This window comes from Pseudomonas sp. TMW22090 (assembly GCF_022496665.1).
Lineage (GTDB): Bacteria > Pseudomonadota > Gammaproteobacteria > Pseudomonadales > Pseudomonadaceae > Aquipseudomonas > Aquipseudomonas gregormendelii.
Map to the genome: position 1 here is coordinate 1 of NZ_SCFH01000007.1, position 21,219 is coordinate 21,219.

General features: G+C 60.2%; 22 protein-coding genes. 7 read left to right on the forward strand and 15 right to left on the reverse strand.

Features of this window, described 5'->3' with window-relative positions; all coding sequences use genetic code 11:
- Positions 1-208 precede the first annotated feature (208 nt).
- The 6 genes from msrQ to EQV97_RS19590 form a co-directional block, all read right to left on the reverse strand.
- The gene (msrQ, locus tag EQV97_RS19565; RefSeq protein WP_122839053.1) at positions 209-829 is read right to left on the reverse strand and encodes a protein-methionine-sulfoxide reductase heme-binding subunit MsrQ; all 621 of its coding nucleotides are present in this window, start codon (positions 827-829) and stop codon (positions 209-211) included.
- Entirely contained in the window at positions 829-1,842 is a 1,014-nt protein-coding gene (gene msrP / locus EQV97_RS19570) for a protein-methionine-sulfoxide reductase catalytic subunit MsrP (protein ID WP_122839052.1), read from the reverse strand. The genes msrQ and msrP overlap by 1 nt, the downstream gene beginning before the upstream one ends.
- A gap of 60 nt (positions 1,843-1,902) precedes the next feature.
- Positions 1,903-2,757 carry a CDP-diacylglycerol--serine O-phosphatidyltransferase gene (gene pssA, locus EQV97_RS19575; protein ID WP_045059415.1) on the reverse strand — a complete coding sequence of 285 codons (855 nt, stop codon included), beginning with the start codon at positions 2,755-2,757 and terminating at the stop codon, positions 1,903-1,905.
- Between the two features lie 145 nt (positions 2,758-2,902).
- Positions 2,903-3,919, reverse strand: coding sequence for a ketol-acid reductoisomerase (gene ilvC, locus EQV97_RS19580; RefSeq protein WP_007948647.1), 1,017 nt, complete (start codon positions 3,917-3,919; stop codon positions 2,903-2,905).
- Between the two features lie 48 nt (positions 3,920-3,967).
- Complete coding sequence (ilvN, locus tag EQV97_RS19585; RefSeq protein ID WP_003176102.1) at positions 3,968-4,459, reverse strand: acetolactate synthase small subunit; 492 nt, start codon at positions 4,457-4,459, stop codon at positions 3,968-3,970.
- Positions 4,460-4,461: 2 nt separating this feature from the next.
- On the reverse strand, positions 4,462-6,186 hold the full coding sequence (locus EQV97_RS19590; RefSeq protein ID WP_045059421.1) for an acetolactate synthase 3 large subunit: 1,725 nt from the start codon (positions 6,184-6,186) through the stop codon (positions 4,462-4,464).
- A gap of 400 nt (positions 6,187-6,586) precedes the next feature.
- Here EQV97_RS19590 and EQV97_RS19595 point away from each other — a divergent pair, with 400 nt between their 5' ends.
- A complete protein-coding gene (locus EQV97_RS19595; protein ID WP_225569573.1) occupies positions 6,587-7,000 on the forward strand; it encodes a DUF4124 domain-containing protein in 414 nt (137 codons plus the stop codon).
- 122 nt (positions 7,001-7,122) lie between these two features.
- Here EQV97_RS19595 and EQV97_RS19600 read toward each other — a convergent pair whose 3' ends face one another.
- The 3 genes from EQV97_RS19600 to mrcB are packed head-to-tail and all read right to left on the reverse strand — an operon-like array spanning position 7,123 to position 10,536.
- Positions 7,123-7,458: a YqcC family protein gene (locus tag EQV97_RS19600; protein WP_045059413.1), complete on the reverse strand. Its 336-nt coding sequence runs from the start codon at positions 7,456-7,458 to the stop codon at positions 7,123-7,125.
- On the reverse strand, positions 7,458-8,195 hold the full coding sequence (locus EQV97_RS19605; RefSeq protein WP_122839050.1) for a hypothetical protein: 738 nt from the start codon (positions 8,193-8,195) through the stop codon (positions 7,458-7,460). Before EQV97_RS19605 ends, EQV97_RS19600 begins: the two co-directional genes overlap by 1 nt.
- 16 nt (positions 8,196-8,211) lie before the next feature.
- Entirely contained in the window at positions 8,212-10,536 is a 2,325-nt protein-coding gene (gene mrcB, locus EQV97_RS19610) for a penicillin-binding protein 1B (protein WP_122839049.1), read from the reverse strand.
- Positions 10,537-10,653: 117 nt separating this feature from the next.
- Here mrcB and EQV97_RS19615 point away from each other — a divergent pair, with 117 nt between their 5' ends.
- The 3 genes from EQV97_RS19615 to EQV97_RS19625 all read left to right on the forward strand — a co-directional run bounded on the left by EQV97_RS19615 (position 10,654) and on the right by EQV97_RS19625 (position 13,127).
- Positions 10,654-12,210, forward strand: coding sequence for a bifunctional aminoglycoside phosphotransferase/ATP-binding protein (locus EQV97_RS19615; RefSeq protein ID WP_225569575.1), 1,557 nt, complete (start codon positions 10,654-10,656; stop codon positions 12,208-12,210).
- Positions 12,211-12,300: 90 nt separating this feature from the next.
- Positions 12,301-12,645 carry a pentapeptide repeat-containing protein gene (locus tag EQV97_RS19620; RefSeq protein ID WP_122839047.1) on the forward strand — a complete coding sequence of 115 codons (345 nt, stop codon included), beginning with the start codon at positions 12,301-12,303 and terminating at the stop codon, positions 12,643-12,645.
- Between the two features lie 209 nt (positions 12,646-12,854).
- Entirely contained in the window at positions 12,855-13,127 is a 273-nt protein-coding gene (locus EQV97_RS19625) for a TfoX/Sxy family protein (RefSeq protein ID WP_007971093.1), read from the forward strand.
- Between the two features lie 246 nt (positions 13,128-13,373).
- Here EQV97_RS19625 and EQV97_RS19630 read toward each other — a convergent pair whose 3' ends face one another.
- Genes EQV97_RS19630 through EQV97_RS19645 form a run of 4 tightly spaced genes read right to left on the reverse strand, consistent with a single transcriptional unit; the run spans position 13,374 to position 16,953 of the window.
- Positions 13,374-14,258: a ChaN family lipoprotein gene (locus EQV97_RS19630; RefSeq protein WP_201147310.1), complete on the reverse strand. Its 885-nt coding sequence runs from the start codon at positions 14,256-14,258 to the stop codon at positions 13,374-13,376.
- A 21-nt stretch (positions 14,259-14,279) separates the two neighbouring features.
- Complete coding sequence (locus EQV97_RS19635) at positions 14,280-15,047, reverse strand: heme ABC transporter ATP-binding protein (protein ID WP_122839045.1); 768 nt, start codon at positions 15,045-15,047, stop codon at positions 14,280-14,282.
- A complete protein-coding gene (locus EQV97_RS19640; protein ID WP_240889730.1) occupies positions 15,047-16,030 on the reverse strand; it encodes an iron chelate uptake ABC transporter family permease subunit in 984 nt (327 codons plus the stop codon). Before EQV97_RS19640 ends, EQV97_RS19635 begins: the two co-directional genes overlap by 1 nt.
- A gap of 50 nt (positions 16,031-16,080) precedes the next feature.
- Positions 16,081-16,953, reverse strand: a complete 873-nt coding sequence (locus EQV97_RS19645) for an ABC transporter substrate-binding protein (RefSeq protein ID WP_240889584.1) — start codon at positions 16,951-16,953, stop codon at positions 16,081-16,083.
- Positions 16,954-17,112: 159 nt separating this feature from the next.
- Between EQV97_RS19645 and EQV97_RS19650 the strand changes: the two genes are divergently transcribed.
- Entirely contained in the window at positions 17,113-17,430 is a 318-nt protein-coding gene (locus EQV97_RS19650) for a Rieske (2Fe-2S) protein (RefSeq protein ID WP_045059404.1), read from the forward strand.
- Here EQV97_RS19650 and sfsA read toward each other — a convergent pair.
- Positions 17,427-18,140 (reverse strand): DNA/RNA nuclease SfsA, encoded by a 714-nt coding sequence (gene sfsA / locus EQV97_RS19655; protein WP_122839042.1) that lies wholly within the window; start codon positions 18,138-18,140, stop codon positions 17,427-17,429. The genes EQV97_RS19650 and sfsA overlap by 4 nt on opposite strands.
- Positions 18,140-19,312, reverse strand: coding sequence for a pyridoxal phosphate-dependent aminotransferase (locus tag EQV97_RS19660; RefSeq protein WP_122839041.1), 1,173 nt, complete (start codon positions 19,310-19,312; stop codon positions 18,140-18,142). Before EQV97_RS19660 ends, sfsA begins: the two co-directional genes overlap by 1 nt.
- Before the next feature lie 332 nt (positions 19,313-19,644).
- On the opposite strand from EQV97_RS19660, the gene dksA reads away from it, so the two are divergent.
- Positions 19,645-20,085: an RNA polymerase-binding protein DksA gene (gene dksA, locus EQV97_RS19665; protein ID WP_045059401.1), complete on the forward strand. Its 441-nt coding sequence runs from the start codon at positions 19,645-19,647 to the stop codon at positions 20,083-20,085.
- A 226-nt stretch (positions 20,086-20,311) separates the two neighbouring features.
- On the forward strand, positions 20,312-21,208 hold the full coding sequence (gene gluQRS / locus EQV97_RS19670; protein ID WP_122839040.1) for a tRNA glutamyl-Q(34) synthetase GluQRS: 897 nt from the start codon (positions 20,312-20,314) through the stop codon (positions 21,206-21,208).
- Positions 21,209-21,219: the final 11 nt, after the last annotated feature.

Below are 21,219 nucleotides of genomic sequence, written 5' to 3' on the forward strand. Positions count from 1 at the left end.
CTTTCGATCTCTCGTTAGCGGGAGGCGAATTCTACAGCGTTACACGCTGCTGTCAACACCTCTTTTTCAACTTCTTTTGCGCTTCGATGACCTGAAGCAGCTGACCGTCAAAACTGCGTAACTCATTGTTTACCAAGGAGTTTTCCGTTTCGACTGCGCCGGAAGTGGGGCGAATTATAGACATCTGAAATCTGCCGTCAAGGCCTAATTACGCCTTCCTGGCAGAAGAGGCCTTTTTAGCCCATAACCGCGGTATTCGACGGGACACAACAGGCAGCCGCATTACCAAAAGCAGCCCTCCTATAGATGCGTAGATGGCCCACTCTTCAAGATCAGCACGCACAATCCACAACATATGCAGCAAACCAAGCCCGAGCACCACATAAGCCAATCGATGCAGCTTCTTCCAGCGAGCGCCTAATCGGCGCTGGCTGTATCGGTTCGACGTCACGGCCATTGCGAGCAGGCAGAGAAATGCCAGGGCCCCGACAATGATGTAAGGCCGCTTGCGCAACTCGACACCCAGCTGCGACCAGTCAAACCCAAGGATAAATGCCATATACCCGCACAGATGCAGGACCACATAGGCAAAACACCATAATCCGAGCTGGCGGCGCACGGCGATCCACCCCGCCCAACCGCTGAGTCTCTGCAGTGGCGTCATCGCCAGCGTGACCAGCAGCAGTATGAGGGTACCCAGCCCCAGGCGATCAACCAGCACCTTACCGGGATCAGGCCCAAGCACATCTGCCCAGGCCTGGTACAACCACAAGACCGGCCAGACGGCGGCGGCGATGAACACGCCGATTCGCCAGTACGGGAAACGCATCAGTAGTTCTTCCGCAAATCGAGCCCTGTATATAGAGAAGCGACTTCTTCCGAGTAGCCGTTGAACATCTGGGTGTCCCGCACGTTCGGCTTGAACAGGCCACTGGGCAGGCGCCGCTCGCGGGCCTGGGTCCAGCGTGGGTGATCGACCGTTGGATTCACGTTCGCGTAAAAGCCATATTCATCTGCGGCAAGACTCTGCCAGGTCGTCTTGGGCTGCTCGCTGACCAGGCTGATCCGCACAATGGACTTGATGCTCTTGAAGCCATACTTCCAGGGCACCACCAACCGCAGCGGCGCACCGTTCTGGTTGGGCAACTCGCGCCCGTACATGCCCACCGCAAGAATCGCCAGCGGATTCATCGCCTCATCCAGGCGCAAACCTTCGACATAGGGCCAGTCGATCAAGGCGAAACCGGAACGCTGTCCGGGCATGGTCTTGGGGTCCTGCAAGGTTTCGAAGCGGATGTACCTGGCACTGGCGCTCGGCTCCACCTGTTTGAGCAATGCCGAGAGGGGAAAGCCAAGCCAGGGAATGACCATCGACCAGGCTTCCACACAACGCAGGCGGTAAATGCGCTCTTCCAGCTGATAGGGCTTCATGAAGTCTTCCAGCGCGTACCGCCCCGGCTTACCCACCTCCCCGTCTACAACCACACTCCAGGGTTCGGTCTTCAGCGCGCCCGCGTTCGCCGCGGGGTCGCCTTTTTCGGTGCCGAACTCATAAAAGTTGTTGTAGTGGGTCGCATCCTTGAATGGCGTGATCGCCTCATCCTTGACTGTCACCGCACCCCAACGCGTAGCGGGAAGTTTCTCGGAGAACCAGGAAGGCGCCTTGCCAGGCTCGACGTCGGCGTAGCGGGACGCCTCTTCGGCGCTGACCCAACGCGGCAGGCTGCCAACGGCCAATCCGGCAACGGCAGCGCCAAGGACGTTACGTCGAGATAAATACAGGGATTGAGGCGTGACGTCCGACTCATGGCAGTCAGACGCCTGGGGGATCTTGATCAGCATGGCTACTCCGCAGTTTTGGAGGACAGATGCACCAAATTAGACTGCGGAGTATGAGGGATATCAGGCGTTTTTGTTCCGGCGAAGTCTTAATAGATATTGCACCGGACCAGAGGCTGCGTAAGCAAGGAACACCAGTAACAGAATACGCGGCGGATCACTGAATACCACTGCGAACACCAGCACCACGGCCAGGATTGCCACGAACGGCACCCGCCCTTTCAGGTCCAGCTCCTTGAAGCTGTTGTACTTGATGTTGCTGACCATCAGCATACCCGCGGCGGCAACCATCAGCGCCACCAGGAAAGACATCCTGGAGCCCTGGATGCCGTAGTCACTGAACGCCCAGACGATACCGGCAACCACACCCGCCGCTGCCGGACTGGCAAGCCCGATAAAGTAGCGCTTGTCTGCGGTGCCCACTTGAGTGTTGAAGCGCGCCAGTCGCAGCGCCGCGCCCGCCACATAGATGAAGGCAACCATCCAGCCGACCTTGCCCATGTCACCCAGGGCCCAGCCGAACGCCAACAGCGCCGGGGCAACGCCGAAGGCGACCATGTCCGACAGCGAATCGTATTCGGCACCGAAGGCACTTTGGGTATTGGTCATGCGGGCCACGCGGCCGTCGAGACCGTCCAGCACCATGGCGACAAAGATCGCAATGGCGGCGAAAGCAAAGTATTTGCTTGCGCCGACCGAGTCACCGGCGCTCGCTGCCGCCTGGGCGCTCATCGAGTTGATGATGGAATAGAACCCCGCGAAGAGATTCGCGGTGGTGAATAGATTCGGCAGAAGATAGATACCACGATGCCGGACTTTACGACCTTCAGCGTCATGCCCTTCTTCGATGTGTTCATCGATGGGCAGCAGGCTTTCGGCGTCAGAAGCCTGGTTTGGCTCTTCGGGACGTTCGCTCATGGACATTACCTTGCAACAGGGTGGAGAAATTTCGACAGGCGTCTGGGACGAGGGTTCGCCCGCAAACGATGCAGCTTTATACCAGAACCGGCCGCCCAAACGAAAAAACGCGGCCTAGGCCGCGTTTTCCGTACAAGTGCGCGACTTAGTTCTTGGCTTTGTCGACGATCTTGTTGGCACCGATCCAAGGCATCATGGAGCGCAGTTGCTCGCCGATGATTTCGATGCCGTGAGCGGCGTTGTTGCGACGCTTGGCGGTCATCGAAGGATAGCCGGTAGCGCCTTCGCTGATGAACATCTTGGCGTACTCGCCGTCCTGAATACGTTTCAGGGCGTTGCGCATGGCCTGACGGGATTCGGCGTTGATCACTTCCGGGCCGGTCACGTACTCGCCGTATTCAGCGTTGTTGGAGATCGAGTAGTTCATGTTGGCGATACCGCCTTCGTACATGAGGTCAACGATCAGCTTCAGTTCGTGCAGGCATTCGAAGTAGGCCATTTCCGGCGCGTAGCCAGCTTCAACCAGGGTTTCGAAACCGGCTTTAACCAGTTCAACCGTACCGCCACACAGTACGGCTTGCTCGCCGAACAGGTCGGTTTCGGTCTCGTCCTTGAACGTGGTTTCGATGATGCCGGTACGACCACCGCCAACGCCTGCAGCGTAGGACAGTGCAACGTTCTTGGCGTTGCCGGAAGCGTCCTGGTAGATAGCGATCAGGTCAGGGATGCCGCCGCCTTTGACGAACTCGGAGCGAACAGTGTGGCCCGGTGCTTTCGGCGCGATCATGATCACGTCGAGGTCAGCGCGTGGCACTACCTGGTTGTAGTGGATCGCGAAGCCGTGGGAGAAGGCCAGGGTGGCGCCTTTCTTGATGTTCGGCTCGATTTCGTTCTTGTACAGGGCGGACTGGAACTCGTCCGGAGTCAGGATCATGACCAGGTCGGCAGCTGCAACAGCGGAAGCAACGTCAGTCACTTTCAAGCCGTGAGCTTCAGCCTTGGCAACAGTGGCCGAGCCTTTACGCAGGCCAACAGTTACGTCAACGCCGGAGTCTTTGAGGTTGCACGCTTGAGCGTGACCCTGGGAACCGTAACCGATGATGGCAACTTTCTTGCCCTGGATGATGGACAGGTCGCAGTCTTTTTCGTAATAAACTTTCATGAAATTCCCCTATATATCCAGGCCGTTCAGGCCATTCACTAATTTGGTTTAAATGCTGAGTACTTTGTCGCCGCGAGCGATGCCGGTTACGCCACTGCGGACGGTTTCCAGGATCGATGCGGTGCCGATGGACTGAATGAAGCTGTCGAGCTTGTCGCTGGTACCGGTCAACTGAACGGTATACACGCTGGCGCTGACGTCGACGATCTGTCCACGGTAAATATCGGTGGTGCGTTTGATCTCGGCGCGCTGGGCGCCAGTGGCCTTGACCTTGACCAGCATCAGTTCGCGCTCGATGTGAGCACTCTCCGACAGGTCGACCAGTTTGACCACTTCGATCAACTTGTTCAGGTTCTTGGTGATCTGCTCGATCACTTCGTCATGACCAACGGTGGTCAACGTCAGGCGCGACAGGGTCGGGTCTTCGGTCGGTGCCACAGTCAGGCTTTCGATGTTGTAGTTGCGCTGCGAGAACAGGCCAACTACACGAGAAAGAGCACCCGGTTCGTTTTCCAGAAGCAAGGAAATAATATGCCGCATGATTAAGTACGCTCCGTCTTGCTCAGCCACATATCGCGCATGGAGCCGTCTTTGATCTGCATCGGGTAGACGTGCTCGCTGGTGTCTACCGAAACATCGATGATGACCAGGCGATCCTTCATGGCGAACGCTTCTGCCATCTTCGTCTTCAAATCTTTCGATTCGGTGATGCGCACGCCGACGTGACCGTAGGCCTCCGCCAACTTGACGAAATCAGGCAACGATTCCATATAGGAATGCGAGTGACGGCTGCCGTAGCTCATGTCTTGCCACTGGCGAACCATACCCAGAACACCGTTGTTCAGGATCACGATCTTCACTGGCAGGCCATACTGCAGGCAGGTCGACAGCTCCTGGATGTTCATCTGGATGCTGCCCTCGCCCGTCACGCAGACGACGTCGGCATCCGGGAAGCTCAACTTGATGCCCATGGCCGCCGGGAAACCGAAGCCCATGGTGCCCAGGCCACCGGAGTTGATCCAGCGATTGGGCTTGTTGAACGTGTAGTACTGAGCGGCGAACATCTGGTGCTGCCCTACGTCCGAGGCAACAAAGGCATCGCCCTTGGTGACTTCGCACAGGGTTTCGATCACGGTCTGCGGCTTGATGACGCCGCCGTCGCCCTTGTCGTAAGGGAACAGGCCACGATCACCGCGCCACTCATCAACTTGCTTCCACCAGCTGGCAACGGACTCCTTGTTCGGGGTCTCGCCGATTTCCTTGAGGATCGCGACCATTTCGGTCAGGACGCTTTCCACCGGACCAACGATGGGTACATCGGCCTTGATGGTCTTGGAGATCGAAGCCGGGTCGATGTCGATGTGGATGATCTTGGCGTTCGGGCAAAACTTCGCCGGGCCGTTGATCACACGGTCATCAAAACGTGCACCGACTGCCAGGATCACATCGGCGTGGTGCATCGCCAGGTTGGCGGTGTAGCTGCCGTGCATGCCGAGCATGCCGATGAACTGGCGATCGGTGCCAGGGTAGGCACCCAGGCCCATCAGGGTATTGGTCACTGGCAGGTTGAGCATTTTCGCCAGCTCGGTAAGCGGCGCAGAGCCACCACCGAGGATCACGCCGCCGCCGGCGTACATCACTGGCCGCTTGGCCGCCAGGAGCATTTCTGCAGCCTTGCGGATTTGCCCGGAGTGACCGCGAACGGCCGGGCTGTAGGAACGCAGCTTGGCTTTCTTCGGGAAAATGTATTCGAACTTCTCGGCCGGGTTGGTCATGTCTTTGGGGATATCGACAACGACCGGACCAGGACGACCGGATTGCGCCAGGTAGAACGCCTTCTTCATCACTTCCGGAATTTCCGACGCGTGCTTGATCATGAAGCTGTGCTTCACGATCGGCCGGGAGATACCGATCATGTCGGTTTCCTGGAACGCGTCGGTGCCTACCATGGTGCTAGGCACCTGGCCGGAAATGACCACCATCGGAATGGAGTCCATGTAGGCCGTGGCAATACCGGTAATGGCGTTGGTTGCGCCCGGCCCGGAAGTGACCAGTACCACGCCGGCTTTGCCGGTGGCACGGGCATAGCCGTCAGCCATATGGGTCGCAGCCTGCTCGTGGCGAACCAGGATGTGGGTCACTTCCGGTTCTTTGAACAGGGCATCGTAGACATGAAGAAGAGCACCACCCGGGTACCCGTAGATGTACTTGACGCCTTCGTCACGCAAAAAGCGGACGAGCATCTCACCGCCAGATAAAAGCTCCACGTTGTTCACCTCTAAAACGCCAGAATACCGTCCACATGCAAAAGGACGGGTCTTAATAGGTTTACTTCTCAGCAGAGCATGAGCGACGGTGGTCGCCGACTACGTCAGCACTGACTGAGCAAGTATTGGGATCGTCCCAAGTGTTGCGGGGCTTTCCCACCCAGCGCGAGGTAACGCGTTGCGGGTGTAGCAGGTCGGCGCGGGTATGCGCCTCATGATCTGCCGAGTGGGTCTGCTTCTGGCAGTCCCTCTACAGCGGACTTTGGATTCTTCTGTTTCGTCCCCTCCAAGTCAAGCCGTCTATGTGCTTTATTGAAGTAAGCGCATGAGAAAGCAAGAAAAAACCGCTAAACCGCAACTGTGTTAGCTTCAATTGCGCAACTCATGGCAAGGAAATGGCATGCGAACTTTATTGATGGTCGGTCTACTGATCAGCCCTTGGTGTCTGGCGGGGCAAATCTACAAGTGGGTCGACGCCCAAGGCGTGACTCATTTCGACGCCCAGCCTCCTCAAGGTCAGGAGGCGACGACGGTGCTCACTCCGGCACCGGCCCCGGCCAAGCCGGTACCACCGCCACGCAGCCATGCGATTGGCGACCAGCAGGCGATCGACAAATCGGTGAAGGCACAGGTGGCCGAGCAGCAGGCGCAGTTGCAGGCGTTCTGCCAACAGGCCCGCACGAACCTGGCCCAGCTACAGAACAATCCAAGATTACGGGAGGAAGTCGACGGTGAGATGCGCCGCCTGAACGAGCAACAGCGTCAGGAGCGCATCAGCGAAACACAGAAACAGATTGGGGATAACTGCCAATAGAACCCTGCGTAGGAGCTGCCGAGCGAAGCAGAGGCTGCGATCTTTTGACCTTTACCCCAGAACAACAAGATCAAGAGATCGCAGCCTCGTTGCACTCGACAGCTCCGACATCGGATCCGGCGCTAGCGGGCAGCCGTGATCAGCAGGTCAAACTCCTTGAGCAGCACCTGCAATTGCCGATCCTTGCCCTGCACATTGCGCGCGGCGAACACCATTTCGGCCATTTCCTGGATTCCCGACGCATTGGGCAACGGGAGATCCTGTTCGAGGATCATTTTCATCCGCGGCAGGAAAATCCATTGCAGCCACTGTTCGAAATCCAGCGTATCGACCGAGAAAGGCTCAACGCTGGAAAGCGCCTCAGTGGAGGGCGAGACGTCGTCCCACCATCCCTGCACTCGCAGTTCGCGCTCGATCAACAGCAGTTGCTCGGCGATCTTCGGAAAGCGTGCGTCCATCACAGCGTGACCTTGGCCTTCTGACGGGCCAGCGCAGCGCCCGCGGAATCACCCTGCTTCTCACGCGCCTGGGCGATCAGCCCCCACAGGCTGGCCTGCAGGTCCGGTCGGCCATTGGCCATGGTCAGGCCCCGGCGGGCGAACTGCTCAGCCTGTGCTGCATCACCTTGGGCCATGCGCACCTGGGCCAGGCGATAAAGCACCTGCGGCTCACGCGGCGCCACCCGTTGGGCACGCTCAAGGCTCGACGACGCGCCATTGAGGTCACCGCCCGCCTGTTGCTGCTGGGCCGTGGTCAACAGCGCCAGCACTGGACCGTCCAGTTGCTCATCGGCCGACAAGCCACCGCCGGTACTGGCTGACGGAATTCCGCTCGGAGTCGCCGGCATGCTGTAGCTGCCCTGGTTGACCGGCGCCGACTGCACGGGCGCCGTATCGATTGGACCTGGCGTGATCGGGCCCGGCGTGATCGGCGAAGTGCTGATAGGCGCTGAAGCCACCGCACCACCGCCTGGGATCATCACCACCACCCCAGTATCACCTTGCGGTATCGCCTGGGCCTGCGCCTGTACCGGACGCTTGACCGTCGTCTGCCGGAAACCGCCATTGGCCTGCACACGTTCGCTGTTCGAAACGGCGCTGCCGGAATCCACCACCGGAATGGACCCGCGTTGTACGGTGGAGCAACCGCTGAGCAAAGCCACGGCGGTAACCGCTGGAATCAACCACTTGTTCACTTGAAACCCTCTTTGCTTAGTTCATCCAGCCCTTGACCCAATCCATCACCGTTTCGCCCGAAGCAGGGCTTTCGCCACCGCAAGCGGGGCCGGGAGGCGGTTCGCTGCCGCGAATATACGGCATCTGTACGGCACCAGGACAACCCGCATCAGAACCCTGACCCGTGCGTGAATCAACCCAGGCCTGAACAATGTTGTCTGGTTGCGGCATGTCCAGCGGCAACGGGTCGGCCTTGCGCATGAAACTGGTCCAGACCTGCAACGCGCCGGTGGCGCCGGTGAACGGCGTCTTGCCGTTGTCATCGCGCCCCAACCACACCACGGCCAGCAAGTCCTGGCTGAAGCCGGCGAACCAGCTGTCTCGCGAATCGTTACTGGTACCGGTCTTGCCGGCCAGGGTCAGGGTCTTGGGCAACACGTTATAAACCGAACTGCCGGTACCTTCACGCATGACCCGCTGCATGGCGCTCTGGACCAGATAAATGGAAGCCGGGTCGAAACGCTGCTCGATCTGGAACGGATAACGCTTGAGTGGCTCGCCTTCGGCGGTGAGCACACTGCGAATGCCGCGCATCGGTGTATTGAACCCGCCGTTGGCGAGGGTCTGGTACATGGTTGCCACTTCGATCGGGGTCAAGCCTCCGGCCCCCAGCAACATCGACGGGAATGCAGGAAACTCGCGACTCACACCCAGTCGTGCAAGCGTCTTGAGCACGTTCGGCACGCCCACCGCCAAGCCCAGGCGAGCGGTCGACAGGTTGTAGGAATGCGCCAGGCCTTGATAAAGGAATACCGTGCCATGGGAGCGGCGATCGTAGTTCTGCGGTTTCCAGACCTGGCCGTCCGCGCCCTTCACCGAGAAGGAGTCGTCCGACAGCCAACTGGTGAGGGTGTACTGGCTTGGCTTTTCCAGGGCCGTCAGATAAACAGCCGGTTTGATCAGCGAGCCGATCGGTCGAACCGCATCCAGCGCGCGGTTGAATCCGGCAAAACTGGCCTGGCGGCTGCCGATCATGGCCTGGACTTCGCCGGTTTCCGGATTGGTCACGACCATCGCCGCTTCAACCTCATCGGAGCCCTTGCGCCCGGACAGACGTTTGAACGTGTCATTGACCGACGCTTCGGCTTTCATCTGCAGGATCGGATCAAAGCTGGTGAAAATCCGCAGGCCTTCTTCGGTCAAATCCTCGTCGCGATAGTCCTGGCGCAGCTGACGCTTGACCAGATCGAGGAAGCCGGGGAACGAGCTGTCGGCGAGTTTCCCGCGGGTAGTCACACCCAGTGGCAATTTCTTCGCGGCGGCGACCTGCTCTGCAGTGGCGACACCCTGCTCCTGAAGGACATCCAGCACCAGGTTGCGGCGCTCCAGGGCGCGTTCGGGGTTACGACGCGGATTGTAGTAGGAAGGGCCCTTGACCATGCCCACCAGCAAGGCCACCTGATGCAGTTTCAGCTCGGACAGAGGCTGGCCGAAGAAGAACTGGCTGGCCAGTCCAAAACCGTGCACCGCACGCTGGCCGTCCTGGCCGACGAACACTTCATTGAGGTAAGCCTCAAGAATTTCGCGCTTGTCGTAATGCAACTCCAGCAACATCGCCATCATGGCTTCGGTGAGTTTGCGGGTCAGGCTGCGTTCGCTGGTCAGGTAGAAGTTCTTGACCAATTGTTGCGTCAGCGTACTGCCGCCCTGGGTCATTTTGCCGCCGGACGTGTTGACCCAGACGGCACGGGCAATCGACTTGGGTGACACACCCCAGTGGGTATAGAAGTCCCGGTCTTCCACGGCGACCAGGGTTTCCAGCAGATACGGCGGAACCTGATCGATTTTTATCAGGATGCGGTCTTCGAGATTCTTCGGGTAAATCCCGCCGATCAGCAGCGGCTCCAGGCGCACCACCGAAAGCTTCGAGCCATTGGTGGCCGACAGTTCCGCCACGTAATCGCCGGAGAAACGCACGCGCACGGGCTGGGCTTTCTCCATACCTTCATAGAACTGGAAGCCTCGGGTATTCAAGTCGACGGTGTTACCGTTGACCGCCGCAGCGCCAGGACCATTGCTCACGCTCTCGCGCCGGTAGCCCAGGGCGTCGAGCTCGGTGAGGAAGTCTTCCTTGCTCAGCTTCTGCCCGGTGAACAGCTCGAGCGGGCGCGCGTAGACCTTGGCCGGAATGGTCCAGCGCTTGCCGGAGAACTTCTCCTGGACAATTGCATCAAGGTAAACCGCAAATCCGGCGAGCACCACGAGGCCGACCAGACTGAGTTTAAGGGCCCAGCCCAGCCACGGGCGCAGGCCCCTGGAAGGTGGTTTTTTTGGAGTGCGGGGGGATCGAGTACGAGTCATGGCGGCGGATTATACGCACTTTATTCATACTCAACAGGAGGCCTCCGAGGTTTGCGTCGAGCGGACTTGCGGCCATAATGGCGACCGTGAATTTTCCCAGACTCTGAAGGATCGCCTGTGAGCCAGTCCCTGATCGCTGCCCTGCAAAACCCGGCCCTCTACCCGCATCCCGTAGACGGGTTCCAGGTCATCGAGACCCACATTTCCTGGGTCCTGCTTACCGGCCCTTTTGCTTACAAAGTGAAAAAACCGGTGAATTTCGGCTTCCTTGACTTCACCAGCCTGGACGCTCGCGAGCACTTCTGCGGCGAAGAGCTGCGCCTTAACCAGCGTTTGACCAATGATTTGTATCTTGAAGTGTTGCCCATTACCGGCAGCGCCGAAGCGCCGCAATGGGGTGGCGACGGGCAGGTGATCGAGTTCGCGCTGAAAATGCGTCAATTCCCGCAAAGTAATCTGCTCAGCACCTTGCAAGCCAATGGTGAATTGACCACCGCGCACATCGACGAGATGGCCGCGCAGATCGCGCAATTCCACCTCGCGGCGCCTAAAGTCCCGGCCGAACATGAAGCCGGTACACCGGACGCCGTGATGGCACCGGTGAGCCAGAACTTTGAGCAAATCCGCCCGTTCCTCAGCGACAAGACCGACCTCCTGCAACTGGACGCGCTGCAAGCCTGGGCCGAAAGCAGCTTCGAACGCCTCAAACCGTTGATGGCCCAGCGCAAGGCCGACGGCTTCACTCGCGAGTGCCACGGTGATATCCACCTGGGCAACGCCACGCTGATCGACGGCAAGGTCGTGATCTTCGACTGCATTGAATTTAATGAGCCGTTCCGCTTCACCGACGTCTATGCCGACACCGGCTTCCTGGCTATGGACCTGGAAGATCGTGGACTGAAGAGCCTGGCGCGCCGTTTCATCAGCCAGTACCTGGAACTGACCGGTGACTACCAGGGCCTGGAGCTGCTGAACTTCTACAAGGCCTACCGCGCCCTGGTTCGGGCCAAGGTCACCCTGTTCAGCATGCCGGCCGCCGCCGACCCCGTGCAACGTGCGACCGCCCTGCGCCAATACCGCAACTACGCCAACCTGGCGGAAAGCTACAGCACCATCCCGTCTCGCTTCATGGCTATCACCCATGGAGTTTCCGCGGTAGGTAAAAGTCGAGTAGCCATGCGCCTGGTAGAAGCACTGGGCGCCATCCGCCTGCGCTCCGACGTAGAGCGCAAACGCCTGTTCGGTGAGCAGACCGTTGCAAATGAGCCACAGGCCGGCATTTACAGCGCTGAAGCCAGTGCCGCGACCTACGCCCGTCTGCATGAAATTGCCGGGATCATCCTGCGTGCCGGCTTCCCGGTCGTGGTCGACGCCACTTACCTCAAGCACGAGCAACGCGACGGTGCAGCCCAAATCGCCGAAGCTACCGGTGCGCCCTTCCTCATCCTGGACTGCAACGCGCCGCAAGCTGTCATCGAGACCTGGCTGGCCCTGCGCCAGGCGGATAACACTGACCCATCCGACGCAACCCTGGCCGTTATCGAAGCCCAGCAGGCCAACCGAGAGCCGCTGACGCCAGCGGAGATTCTGTGCAGCAAACGCGTCCAGACCAATGAAAGCGGCACACTGGATACCGTGGTAGCGCAGATTCGCCAGCGCTTGCCAGGCTTGTAAGGGGCATTTCGTCCGTGAGGTCTTCGCCGAACTCACGGGCGCCCGATAGTGGCACTATACTGGCGTCATAAATCCAACAGGTGATGTGACATGAGCCAGCCCAAACTCCTCGACACTCCGCTCTATGCCTTGCTGCACAAGGACGACATCACAGGCTTCAACAGCGAACGCCCAGTCGAGGGCGTCATAGACATGGTCGGAGGCGACTTTCGCGGCCTGGACCTGCGCGAACTGAATGCCGATGGCGTGGATTTCACCGACGCCTACTTCCGCTCCGCCGACTTGCGCGGCATCGACTTTCGCAAATCCTCCATGGAAGGTGCGAGCCTGGCTCACGCCCAGATCTCGGGCGCTTACTTTCCGCCCGAACTGAGTGCAGATGAAATCCTGATGTCGATGAATTTCGGTACGCGCCTGCGCTATCGCACCCGCTGAAATCGCGCATGAACGCCCGTCCGGCGCCCCCCGCTCTGCGCTGGACTGCTTACGCCTGCCCGCGCAAAAGGCCAACTGCCCGGTCCTGCATCAGGACCGCTTAGAAGCTTTTGCCCTGAAACCGACCAAACAATCACGCTTTTCCTGCTGATGGCTACACTCCTGAGAAGCTTGCCCACGCTCCCATTCGGCCGTCGCAAGGAGGCTTGATGAATGATGAACTGCAACACCTGAAGAATCTTGGCAAGACGTCAGCGCAGTGGTTGCATGCCGTGGGCATTCACAGCGCCTCGGACTTGCGTCGCCTCGGGGCGGTGGATGCCTATCGCGCCGTGCGCACGCGCGGGTTTCGAGCGTCCAAGGTGTTGTTGTATGCGATCGAAGGTGCGCTGATGGACGTGCACTGGAACGATATTCCTGCGGAGCGAAAGGAAGCACTGAACAAGCAACTGGAGGCCATCTCTTCACGGCACAAGAACTGAATTGCCCGCTGCCCGGCCTGGAAGCCTCTGACTACGTGGCTTTCAGGGCAATTACAAATTAACGATCAATCAGCTGTTGACATGGTAATGAGAATCGCTATGATTATCACAACTGGTCGCGAGACTGGTCGATATTTGAACAGCCCTTGGTTCGGACTCTCAGATATCTCCTCATCAGGCTAATCACGGTTATTTGACCCGGCTCTTGCCGGGTCTTTTTTTGCCCGCTGAAACATGCCCGGCCTTTCATTTTTTGCGGGTTTTCCCGAGCTGCTTGCGCATCTGCTTACAATAATCCGGCGCCTTCACCTTCGGCGTATACCAGACATAATCCGCCATCCCCACCGTGACCTCACTGCCCTGCTGAGCCAGCATCAACACCGTCGCTCCCTCCTGCGCCCCCAGATCCATCAGATGGATTGGCACGCCGACATCCTTGCGCGCATGAAAAGCGCCAGCGAACAGCAAGGCAGGCTCCGGCGCTGCGAGCAGGCGTTCGGCCATGCGTCGGTCCCGTTGTTGCTGGACCGCCAGCATCGCGGGCAGTTGCGACTTGGGCAGCAGGCCGCAATGGGAGTCGCGGACTTGCTTGAGCAGTTCATCCTTTACGGCCTCTGCGCTGGACCGAGAACCGCTTGGCATCGCCGGGTGGGTATACGCCGCACGGACTTCCAGCGGGTCCAGATTTGCGGCAAGCAAGGGATACGGCTGGGTCAGGGCAAACTGAATGATGGGCCCGTACAGCGCCCAGTCCCAACCTTCCTGCCAGGCCAATGCATCGCGCAAATCCGCCGGGGGCTTGGAGGCCTGGCGAACCTGATCGACATGCGGTTGTTGGTCCGGGGTGAGCATTTCGAGCAGCAGGCTGCCTTGGGTTCGTTGCTCACCCAAGGCTTGCAGCAACCACAACTGCAAGGCGTGGTGATCACGATTGTCGTGTTGCTCGCCCACGATCAGCCGCGATGGCCTGGCCAGCGCCGCCAGCAGTTGCTCTGCCGTCAACACCTGGCCAGTGCGCAGGTCACGAATCTCCCCGGCCACAGGAGGCGGCGGAGGTGGAGCAGGTGGCGGCGCGGAAACATGCGTACAGGCCCCCAGCAGGAGCACCACCAGAATCAAGACTGCGCGCATGTTTACGCTCCTATGACAGATTCAACGAGCAATGATCAGCGGATGTCCACGCTCCGGATGAGGCTGCACCAGCACTTCGAGCCCGAACACTGCCTTCAGCGGCTCCGGGCGCAATACCTGCTCGGGCGTATCCAGCGCCACCTGCCGGCCGCCTTCGAGCAGCAACAGGCGATCACAATAGCGCGCGGCCAGGTTCAGGTCATGCAGGATCACCAGCACTGCCGCGCCCCGGTTGGCAAATTCGCGCACGGCTTGCAACGTGGTGTGCTGGTGCAGCGGATCGAGCATTGAGGTCGGCTCATCGAGTAACAACGTCTGTCCTGCCTGCCCCGGCCACAACTGCGCCAGCACCCTGGCCAGATGCACCCGCTGGCGTTCGCCACCCGACAGTGCCAGGTAGCTGCGGCCGCTCAAGTGACCGGCGTCAGCGGCCTGCAAGGCGGCAGTGACGATTTCGTCATCGCGCACTCGACCGGTTTGATAAGGCAAACGGCCCATACCGACAACTTCCTCGACACGGAAGGCGAAGTCCAGCGTCGAGACTTGCGGCAATACGGCCAGTCGCTGGGCTCGCTGGACACCCGTGCACTGGCTCAACTCCAGCTCATCGAGCCAGACGCTGCCGTGATCAGCCTTCAATTCACCGCACAACGCCCCCAGCAAAGTACTTTTGCCGGCACCGTTGGGGCCCAGCACGCCGAGCACCTCTCCAGGCTTGAGCTCAAGCGTGATGTCCGTCAGCACCGCCTTGGTGCCCCTGCGGATTTGCAGATTCTGCGTACGCAGCATCACACGCGCCTCCGGACCAGTAGAAATAGAAAGAACGGGGCGCCGATGAACGCGGTGACTATTCCGATCGGCAGCTCGGCCGGCGCCAGGGCCAGGCGGGCGACCAGATCGGCAAACAACAGCAGGCTGGCACCGGCCAGTATCGAAGCCGGTAACAGCACCCGATGGTCGGGACCGGCCAGCAGTCGCACCAGGTGCGGCACGACCAACCCGACAAAGCCGATCATGCCGGCCGCCGCCACCGCCGCGCCGACCCCCAGCGCGGTGCAAAACACCAGCTCGCGCTTGAGCCTTTCGACGTCGATGCCCAGGTGGCCGGCTTCGGACTCGCCCAACAATAACGCGTTCAGCGCCCTCGCCCGGCGTGGCAACCATAGCGCCACGCCGACACTGACCAGTAACAAGGGCCAGAGTCGCGAGTAACTGGCGCCATTGAGGCTGCCCAGGTTCCAGAAAGTCAGAGTGCGCAGGGTGGCGTCATCGGCCATATAAGTGAAGAGCCCGACGGCCGAACCCGCCAACGCTGTCAGGGCGATACCGGCCAACAACATGGTCGCGACATTTGTCTGACCGTTGCGCCGGCCCAGTCGATACACCAGCGCGGTCACCCCCAGCCCACCGAGGAAGGCACACAGCGATAACAGATACGGCCCGAAGGACTCTGGTAGCCCGCCAAATGCCGAGCCGCCGACAATCGCGATGGCCGCCCCCAAGGCAGCGCCACTGGAGACCCCCACCAGCCCTGGATCGGCCAGCGGGTTGCGAAACAAACCCTGCATCGCCACGCCAGACAGCGCCAACACCCCGCCTACCGCCAGGCCCAGCAGGGTTCGGGGCAGGCGAATCTGGCCGAGGATCAATTCAGCCTGCTCCAGGCCCTCAGGCGCAATGGGCACGCCCACCATGCGCAAGCCGGCGCGCAAGGTATCGACCAAGGGCAGGCTGACCGGCCCGAGTGCCAACGACAACCAGATAGCCAGCAGGCACAACAGGCTCAAGCCGATGAACAGGGTTCGGGGTTTGACCAGTACGGTCATTGCGCGGACATACCCGGGTAGAAGCCGTCAGCGAGCGACCTCAACGCATCGGGCAAGCGCGGCCCCAGCCCGCCTACCAGCAAGGTCGGATCCAGCTGGATGACCCGCCCGTTCTTGGCGGCAAGGGTCGAGGAAAGAATCGGGTTTTCCCTGAACAACGCCGCGCGGGCCTCTTCACCTGTCAGTACGCGATCGGCGAACACCAGCACCTGCGGATTGAGGCTGGCCAACGCTTCGACGGAAAACGGCTTGTAGCCGGTATGAGTTGCCAGGTTGTGCCCGCCGGCCTTCTTCAGCATCCAGTCTGCGGCCGTGCCCTGGCCGGCGATCAACGGTTTGCCACCGGCATGACCGACCAGCAACAGCACTCCGGGAGCCTTTTGCCTGAGCTGCGCCTGGGTCACCCGAAGCTGTTGCTCGTCAAGTTGCGAGCGATAGGACTGGAACGCCCGGGACGCCTGCTCCTCAGCACCCAGCAATTTGCCCAGGTGCTGCAAATTACCCTGCAATGCCGCCAGGTCAGGCTGGGCCGAGAACAATTCGACCTGCACCCCCGCAGTGCGCACCTGCGACAACACCGGTGGTGGCCCCATCTCCTCGGTCCCCACAAGAATCTGTGGGCGCAGGCTCAGAATGCCCTCCGCCGACAGCTGGCGCTGATAGCCAATGCTCGGTAACGCCTTGAGCGCTGGCGGGTGCTGGCTGGTGGTGTCGACCCCGACCAGCTTCGACTCTCCCCCCAGCACGCTGACCCATTCCGATACCGCACCACCTGCGCTGACCCACCGCTGGGGCAACTCGGCCGCCGTCGCATGATGACTGGCGAGAAGTCCGATACAGAGCGCAGCAACGCGGGTACTCAGGCGCATGAATAGCTTCCTTTAAGGTTTTTCCCGGACAGGGAGGCGGCAGGCCAAGTATCCTCGACATCCGGCCTCCAGCGGGCGAAGCCGGCATTTGATAATTGTTTGCATTTGCACGTCAAGCTCGGACACATCTGCCAGAGGTTTCGGCACTCGAGGATAGCCATGAAGTTTTTTTGCGCAGGCACCGAACTGCCCGATGACAGCAGCCGCGGCTTCGAGATCGAAGGCCGCAAACTCTTTGCCGTGCGTCGCAGCGGCCAGGTCTACGTCTACCTCAATCGCTGCCCGCACCGCGGCGTCGGCCTGGAATGGCAGCCCGACCAGTTTCTCGACCCCAGCAACAGCCTTATCCAGTGCGCTACCCACGGTGCCCTGTTTCTGATCGAGGACGGCGAATGCGTGTCCGGCCCGTGCGCCGGGCAGTCCCTGACACCGGTCCCCTGCCGAGAAGACGCTCAGGGAATATGGGTCAACCTTTAGCCGTTGAGCAGCACGGCCAGGCGCCGATCGACGCGCATCCCCTCATGACTCAAACACACGCCGTAGGCCAGTACTTCCACCCCGCAGGCCACCGCTTCACGCAGCGCCTCGGCGTAGACTGGATCAATTTCGTGGGCCACACGCACCGCCTCGATGCCGGTCAGGTTCACGCAATACAGCTGCACCGCGCGAATCCCGTCCCGCGCCAGGTGCGCCAATTCCCGAAGATGTTTGGCCCCGCGCTGGGTGACTGCATCAGGAAAGGCCGCTACCGATGAGCCATCGAAACCCAGCGTGACACTTTTGACTTCGACATAAGCTGGCCCGCCAGGGTAATCCAGGCGGAAATCGATGCGACTGCTTTCCTGACCGTAAGCCACTTCACGCTTGAGCTCAGTGAAACCGTTCAGCTCGGTGATGACCCCACCGCGCAACGCTTCCTCGATCAAGCCGTTGGCGCGCCCGGTGTTCACGCAGAACAAGCGCCCCTGGGGCGTTTCGCCAATCTCCCAGGTACCAGGCAACTTGCGTTTCGGATCGTTGGAGCGACTGAACCAGACCTGCCCGCCCTCGACCTGGCAGTTGAGCATCGAGCCGGTATTGGGACAGTGAATGGTCAGCAACTCGCCATTAACGGTCTCGATATCGGCGAGAAAACGCTTATAGCGACGGATCAGCCGGCCTTCTTCGAGTGGAGGATCAAAGCGCATCAGCCTTGCCAGCTCCGCAGACCGCGGGCAATTCTCTCGACGGCTTCCTGCAGGCGCAGCAAGTTTTGCGTGTAGGCAAAGCGCACGTGATGGCCAGCCTGGTAACGCCCAAAATCGAGCCCCGGCGTAATTGCCACATGCTCGGTTTCGAGGAAATGCCGACAGAACGCGAAGGCATCACCGCCGAATTTGCTGATATCGGCATACAAGTAGAAGGCGCCCTCCGGTTCTACGGCAATGCCGAAACCCAATTCCCGCAAAGCGGGCAGGAGGAAATCTCGGCGGCGGCCGAATTCGGCACGGCGTTCTTCGAGAATGCTGAGGGTGGCCGGTTCGAAGCACGCCAGGGCAGCGTGCTGAGCCATGCTTGGGGCGCTGATGTAGAGATTTTGCGCAAGTTTTTCCAGCTCGCCGACGGCGGCTTCGGGCGCTACCAGCCAACCGAGACGCCAGCCGGTCATTCCGAAATACTTTGAAAAACTATTCAGGACAAAGGCACTGTCATCCACTTCCAGCACACTGGCCGCGTCGGTGCCATAGGTCAGGCCATGATAGATCTCGTCCACCACCAGATGGCCGTGCCGCGCCTTGATCGCATTGGACAGGCCCGCCAGCTCGTCGCGGGTCAGAATGGTTCCGGTCGGATTGGCGGGCGATGCCACCAACGCGCCGACGCTGTCCTGGTCCCAATGCCGCGCCACCAGGTCGGGGGTCAATTGGTAACGCACCTCGGGGCCAACTGGCACTAACTGCGCGGCACCTTCCACCAGCCGCAGGAAATGCCGGTTGCACGGGTACCCCGGGTCCGCCAGCAACCAGTGTTTGCCCGGATCCACCAGCAAGGCGCTGGCCAGCAACAGTGCCCCGGAGCCGCCTGGCGTGATCAAAATTCGCCGAGGGTCGATATTCAGCCCGTAACGTTGCTGATAGAACCCCGAAATAGCCTCGCGCAGCTCGGGGATCCCCCGCGCGGCGGTGTAACGGGTCTTGCCGGCGGTCAAGGCGGCCTGGCCTGCCTGGATGATCGGCTCGGCCGTGGTGAAGTCCGGCTCACCGATTTCCAGGTGGATCACGTCGTGGCCTGCAGCCTGTAACTCATTGGCGCGGGCCAGCAGGGCCATGACGTGGAACGGTTCGATCGCGCGACTGCGGGCACTGTAGGACTGAGCCATCGGCCTTCCTTCAACGGGAGAAAAAACTGATTCTACCCAAGCGCAGGAACGAGCGAGAACCTAAAGCGGTCAGAGCGTTATAACGCTGGTCTCAAACGACTCAAGCGTGTGCTCCAGGTTTGACTAAAATCAATATTTGATCAGGTCTCCAGCACCACCAGACAAGGCTTTGCAATCATTTGCAAGCCCATTGGGCCACTACCTCGACATCCGGGAGTAGCGCGGTCCGATTTGATCTGGTAAGTTCGCCCGCTTGCAGCCGCAGGGCCGGCAGGTGTCGGTGATGGAGCAATCCTGCGCAATGGATTACAAGAGTAGAGGCGGTCCATTTCATGCCCACCCAAGCAAAGCAGCAAAACCAGTCGATCAGCGGCTTCGAACCCTACCAGGCAGTAAAGGGCGAGGAGTACATGGGCAAGCCCATGCGCGCTCACTTCACCAAGATCCTGAACAAGTGGAAACAGGACTTGATGCAGGAAGTCGACCGTACGGTTGATCACATGAAAGACGAAGCGGCCAACTTCCCTGACCCGGCAGACCGTGCCAGCCAGGAAGAAGAGTTCAGCCTCGAATTGCGCGCCCGTGATCGCGAGCGCAAGCTGATCAAGAAGATCGACAAGACGCTGCAATTGATCGAAGACGAAGAATATGGCTGGTGCGAGTCCTGCGGCGTCGAGATTGGCGTCAAGCGACTGGAAGCCCGCCCTACCGCCGACATGTGCGTTGACTGCAAGACCCTGGCGGAAATCAAGGAAAAACAAGTCGGCAAGTAATTGCGACCTGGATAAAGAACGGAGCGTGCGAACGCTCCGTTTTTGTTTCTGATATTTGTGTTACCTGATGCGCCTATAGAATCGCCATCACTGTAGGAGCGAGCTTGCTCGCGATGAACCTGAGAACGCCGCGAGGTATCAGGCTCGCAGCGTTATCGTTGACGACCTTCGCGAGCGAGCGCCTACAGGTTGTTTGGCGCCAGCCAGGAAAAAGTAACGTTACCCCATGACTGCCATCGCCTCTCCCACCTACACCGGACGCTTCGCCCCCACGCCCAGTGGTCACCTGCACTTCGGTTCGCTGGTCGCCGCGCTGGCGTCCTACCTCGACGCGCGCTCGGTGGGCGGGCGCTGGCTGATGCGCATGGAAGACCTGGACCCGCCCCGGGAAGAGCCCGGCGCCCAGGCGGCAATTCTCAAGGCACTGGAGAGCTACGGTTTTGAATGGGATGGCGCGGTGGTGCGCCAGAGCGACCGCCACGATGCCTATGCCGAGATTATCAGTCGCCTGTTCAACCACGGCCTGGCTTACGCCTGCACCTGTTCGCGCAAACAACTCGAGCCCTATCACGGCATATACCCGGGGCTGTGCCGCAATGCTGGCCATGGAACCGAGGATGCAGCGATTCGCTTGCGCGCCCCCGAACTGGAATACCACTTCGTCGACCGCGTACAAGGCGAATATCGGCAGCACCTGGGCCGTGAGGTCGGCGATTTTGTGATCCGCCGCCGCGACGGCCTGTATGCCTACCAATTGGCTGTGGTCCTCGATGACGCCTGGCAGGGCATCACCGATATCGTGCGCGGAGCCGACCTCCTCGACTCCACGCCGCGTCAGCTCTACCTGCAGGAATTGCTCGGCCTGTCGCAACCGCGCTACCTGCATATTCCGCTGATCACCCAGCCCGATGGCCACAAGCTCGGCAAATCCTATCGCTCCCCGCCACTGACAGAAGATCAGGCAACCCCCTTGCTCCTGCGGGCGCTGCGCGCACTGGGGCAAACGCCCGGTAGCGAACTCGCGTACGCCACCCCGCGAGAGGTACTGGATTGGGGCATCGCCCACTGGGATGCGCTGAAGATCCCGCGCACACTGCACCTGCCCGAGGCACAACTGCAGTGATGAGGCTTGCA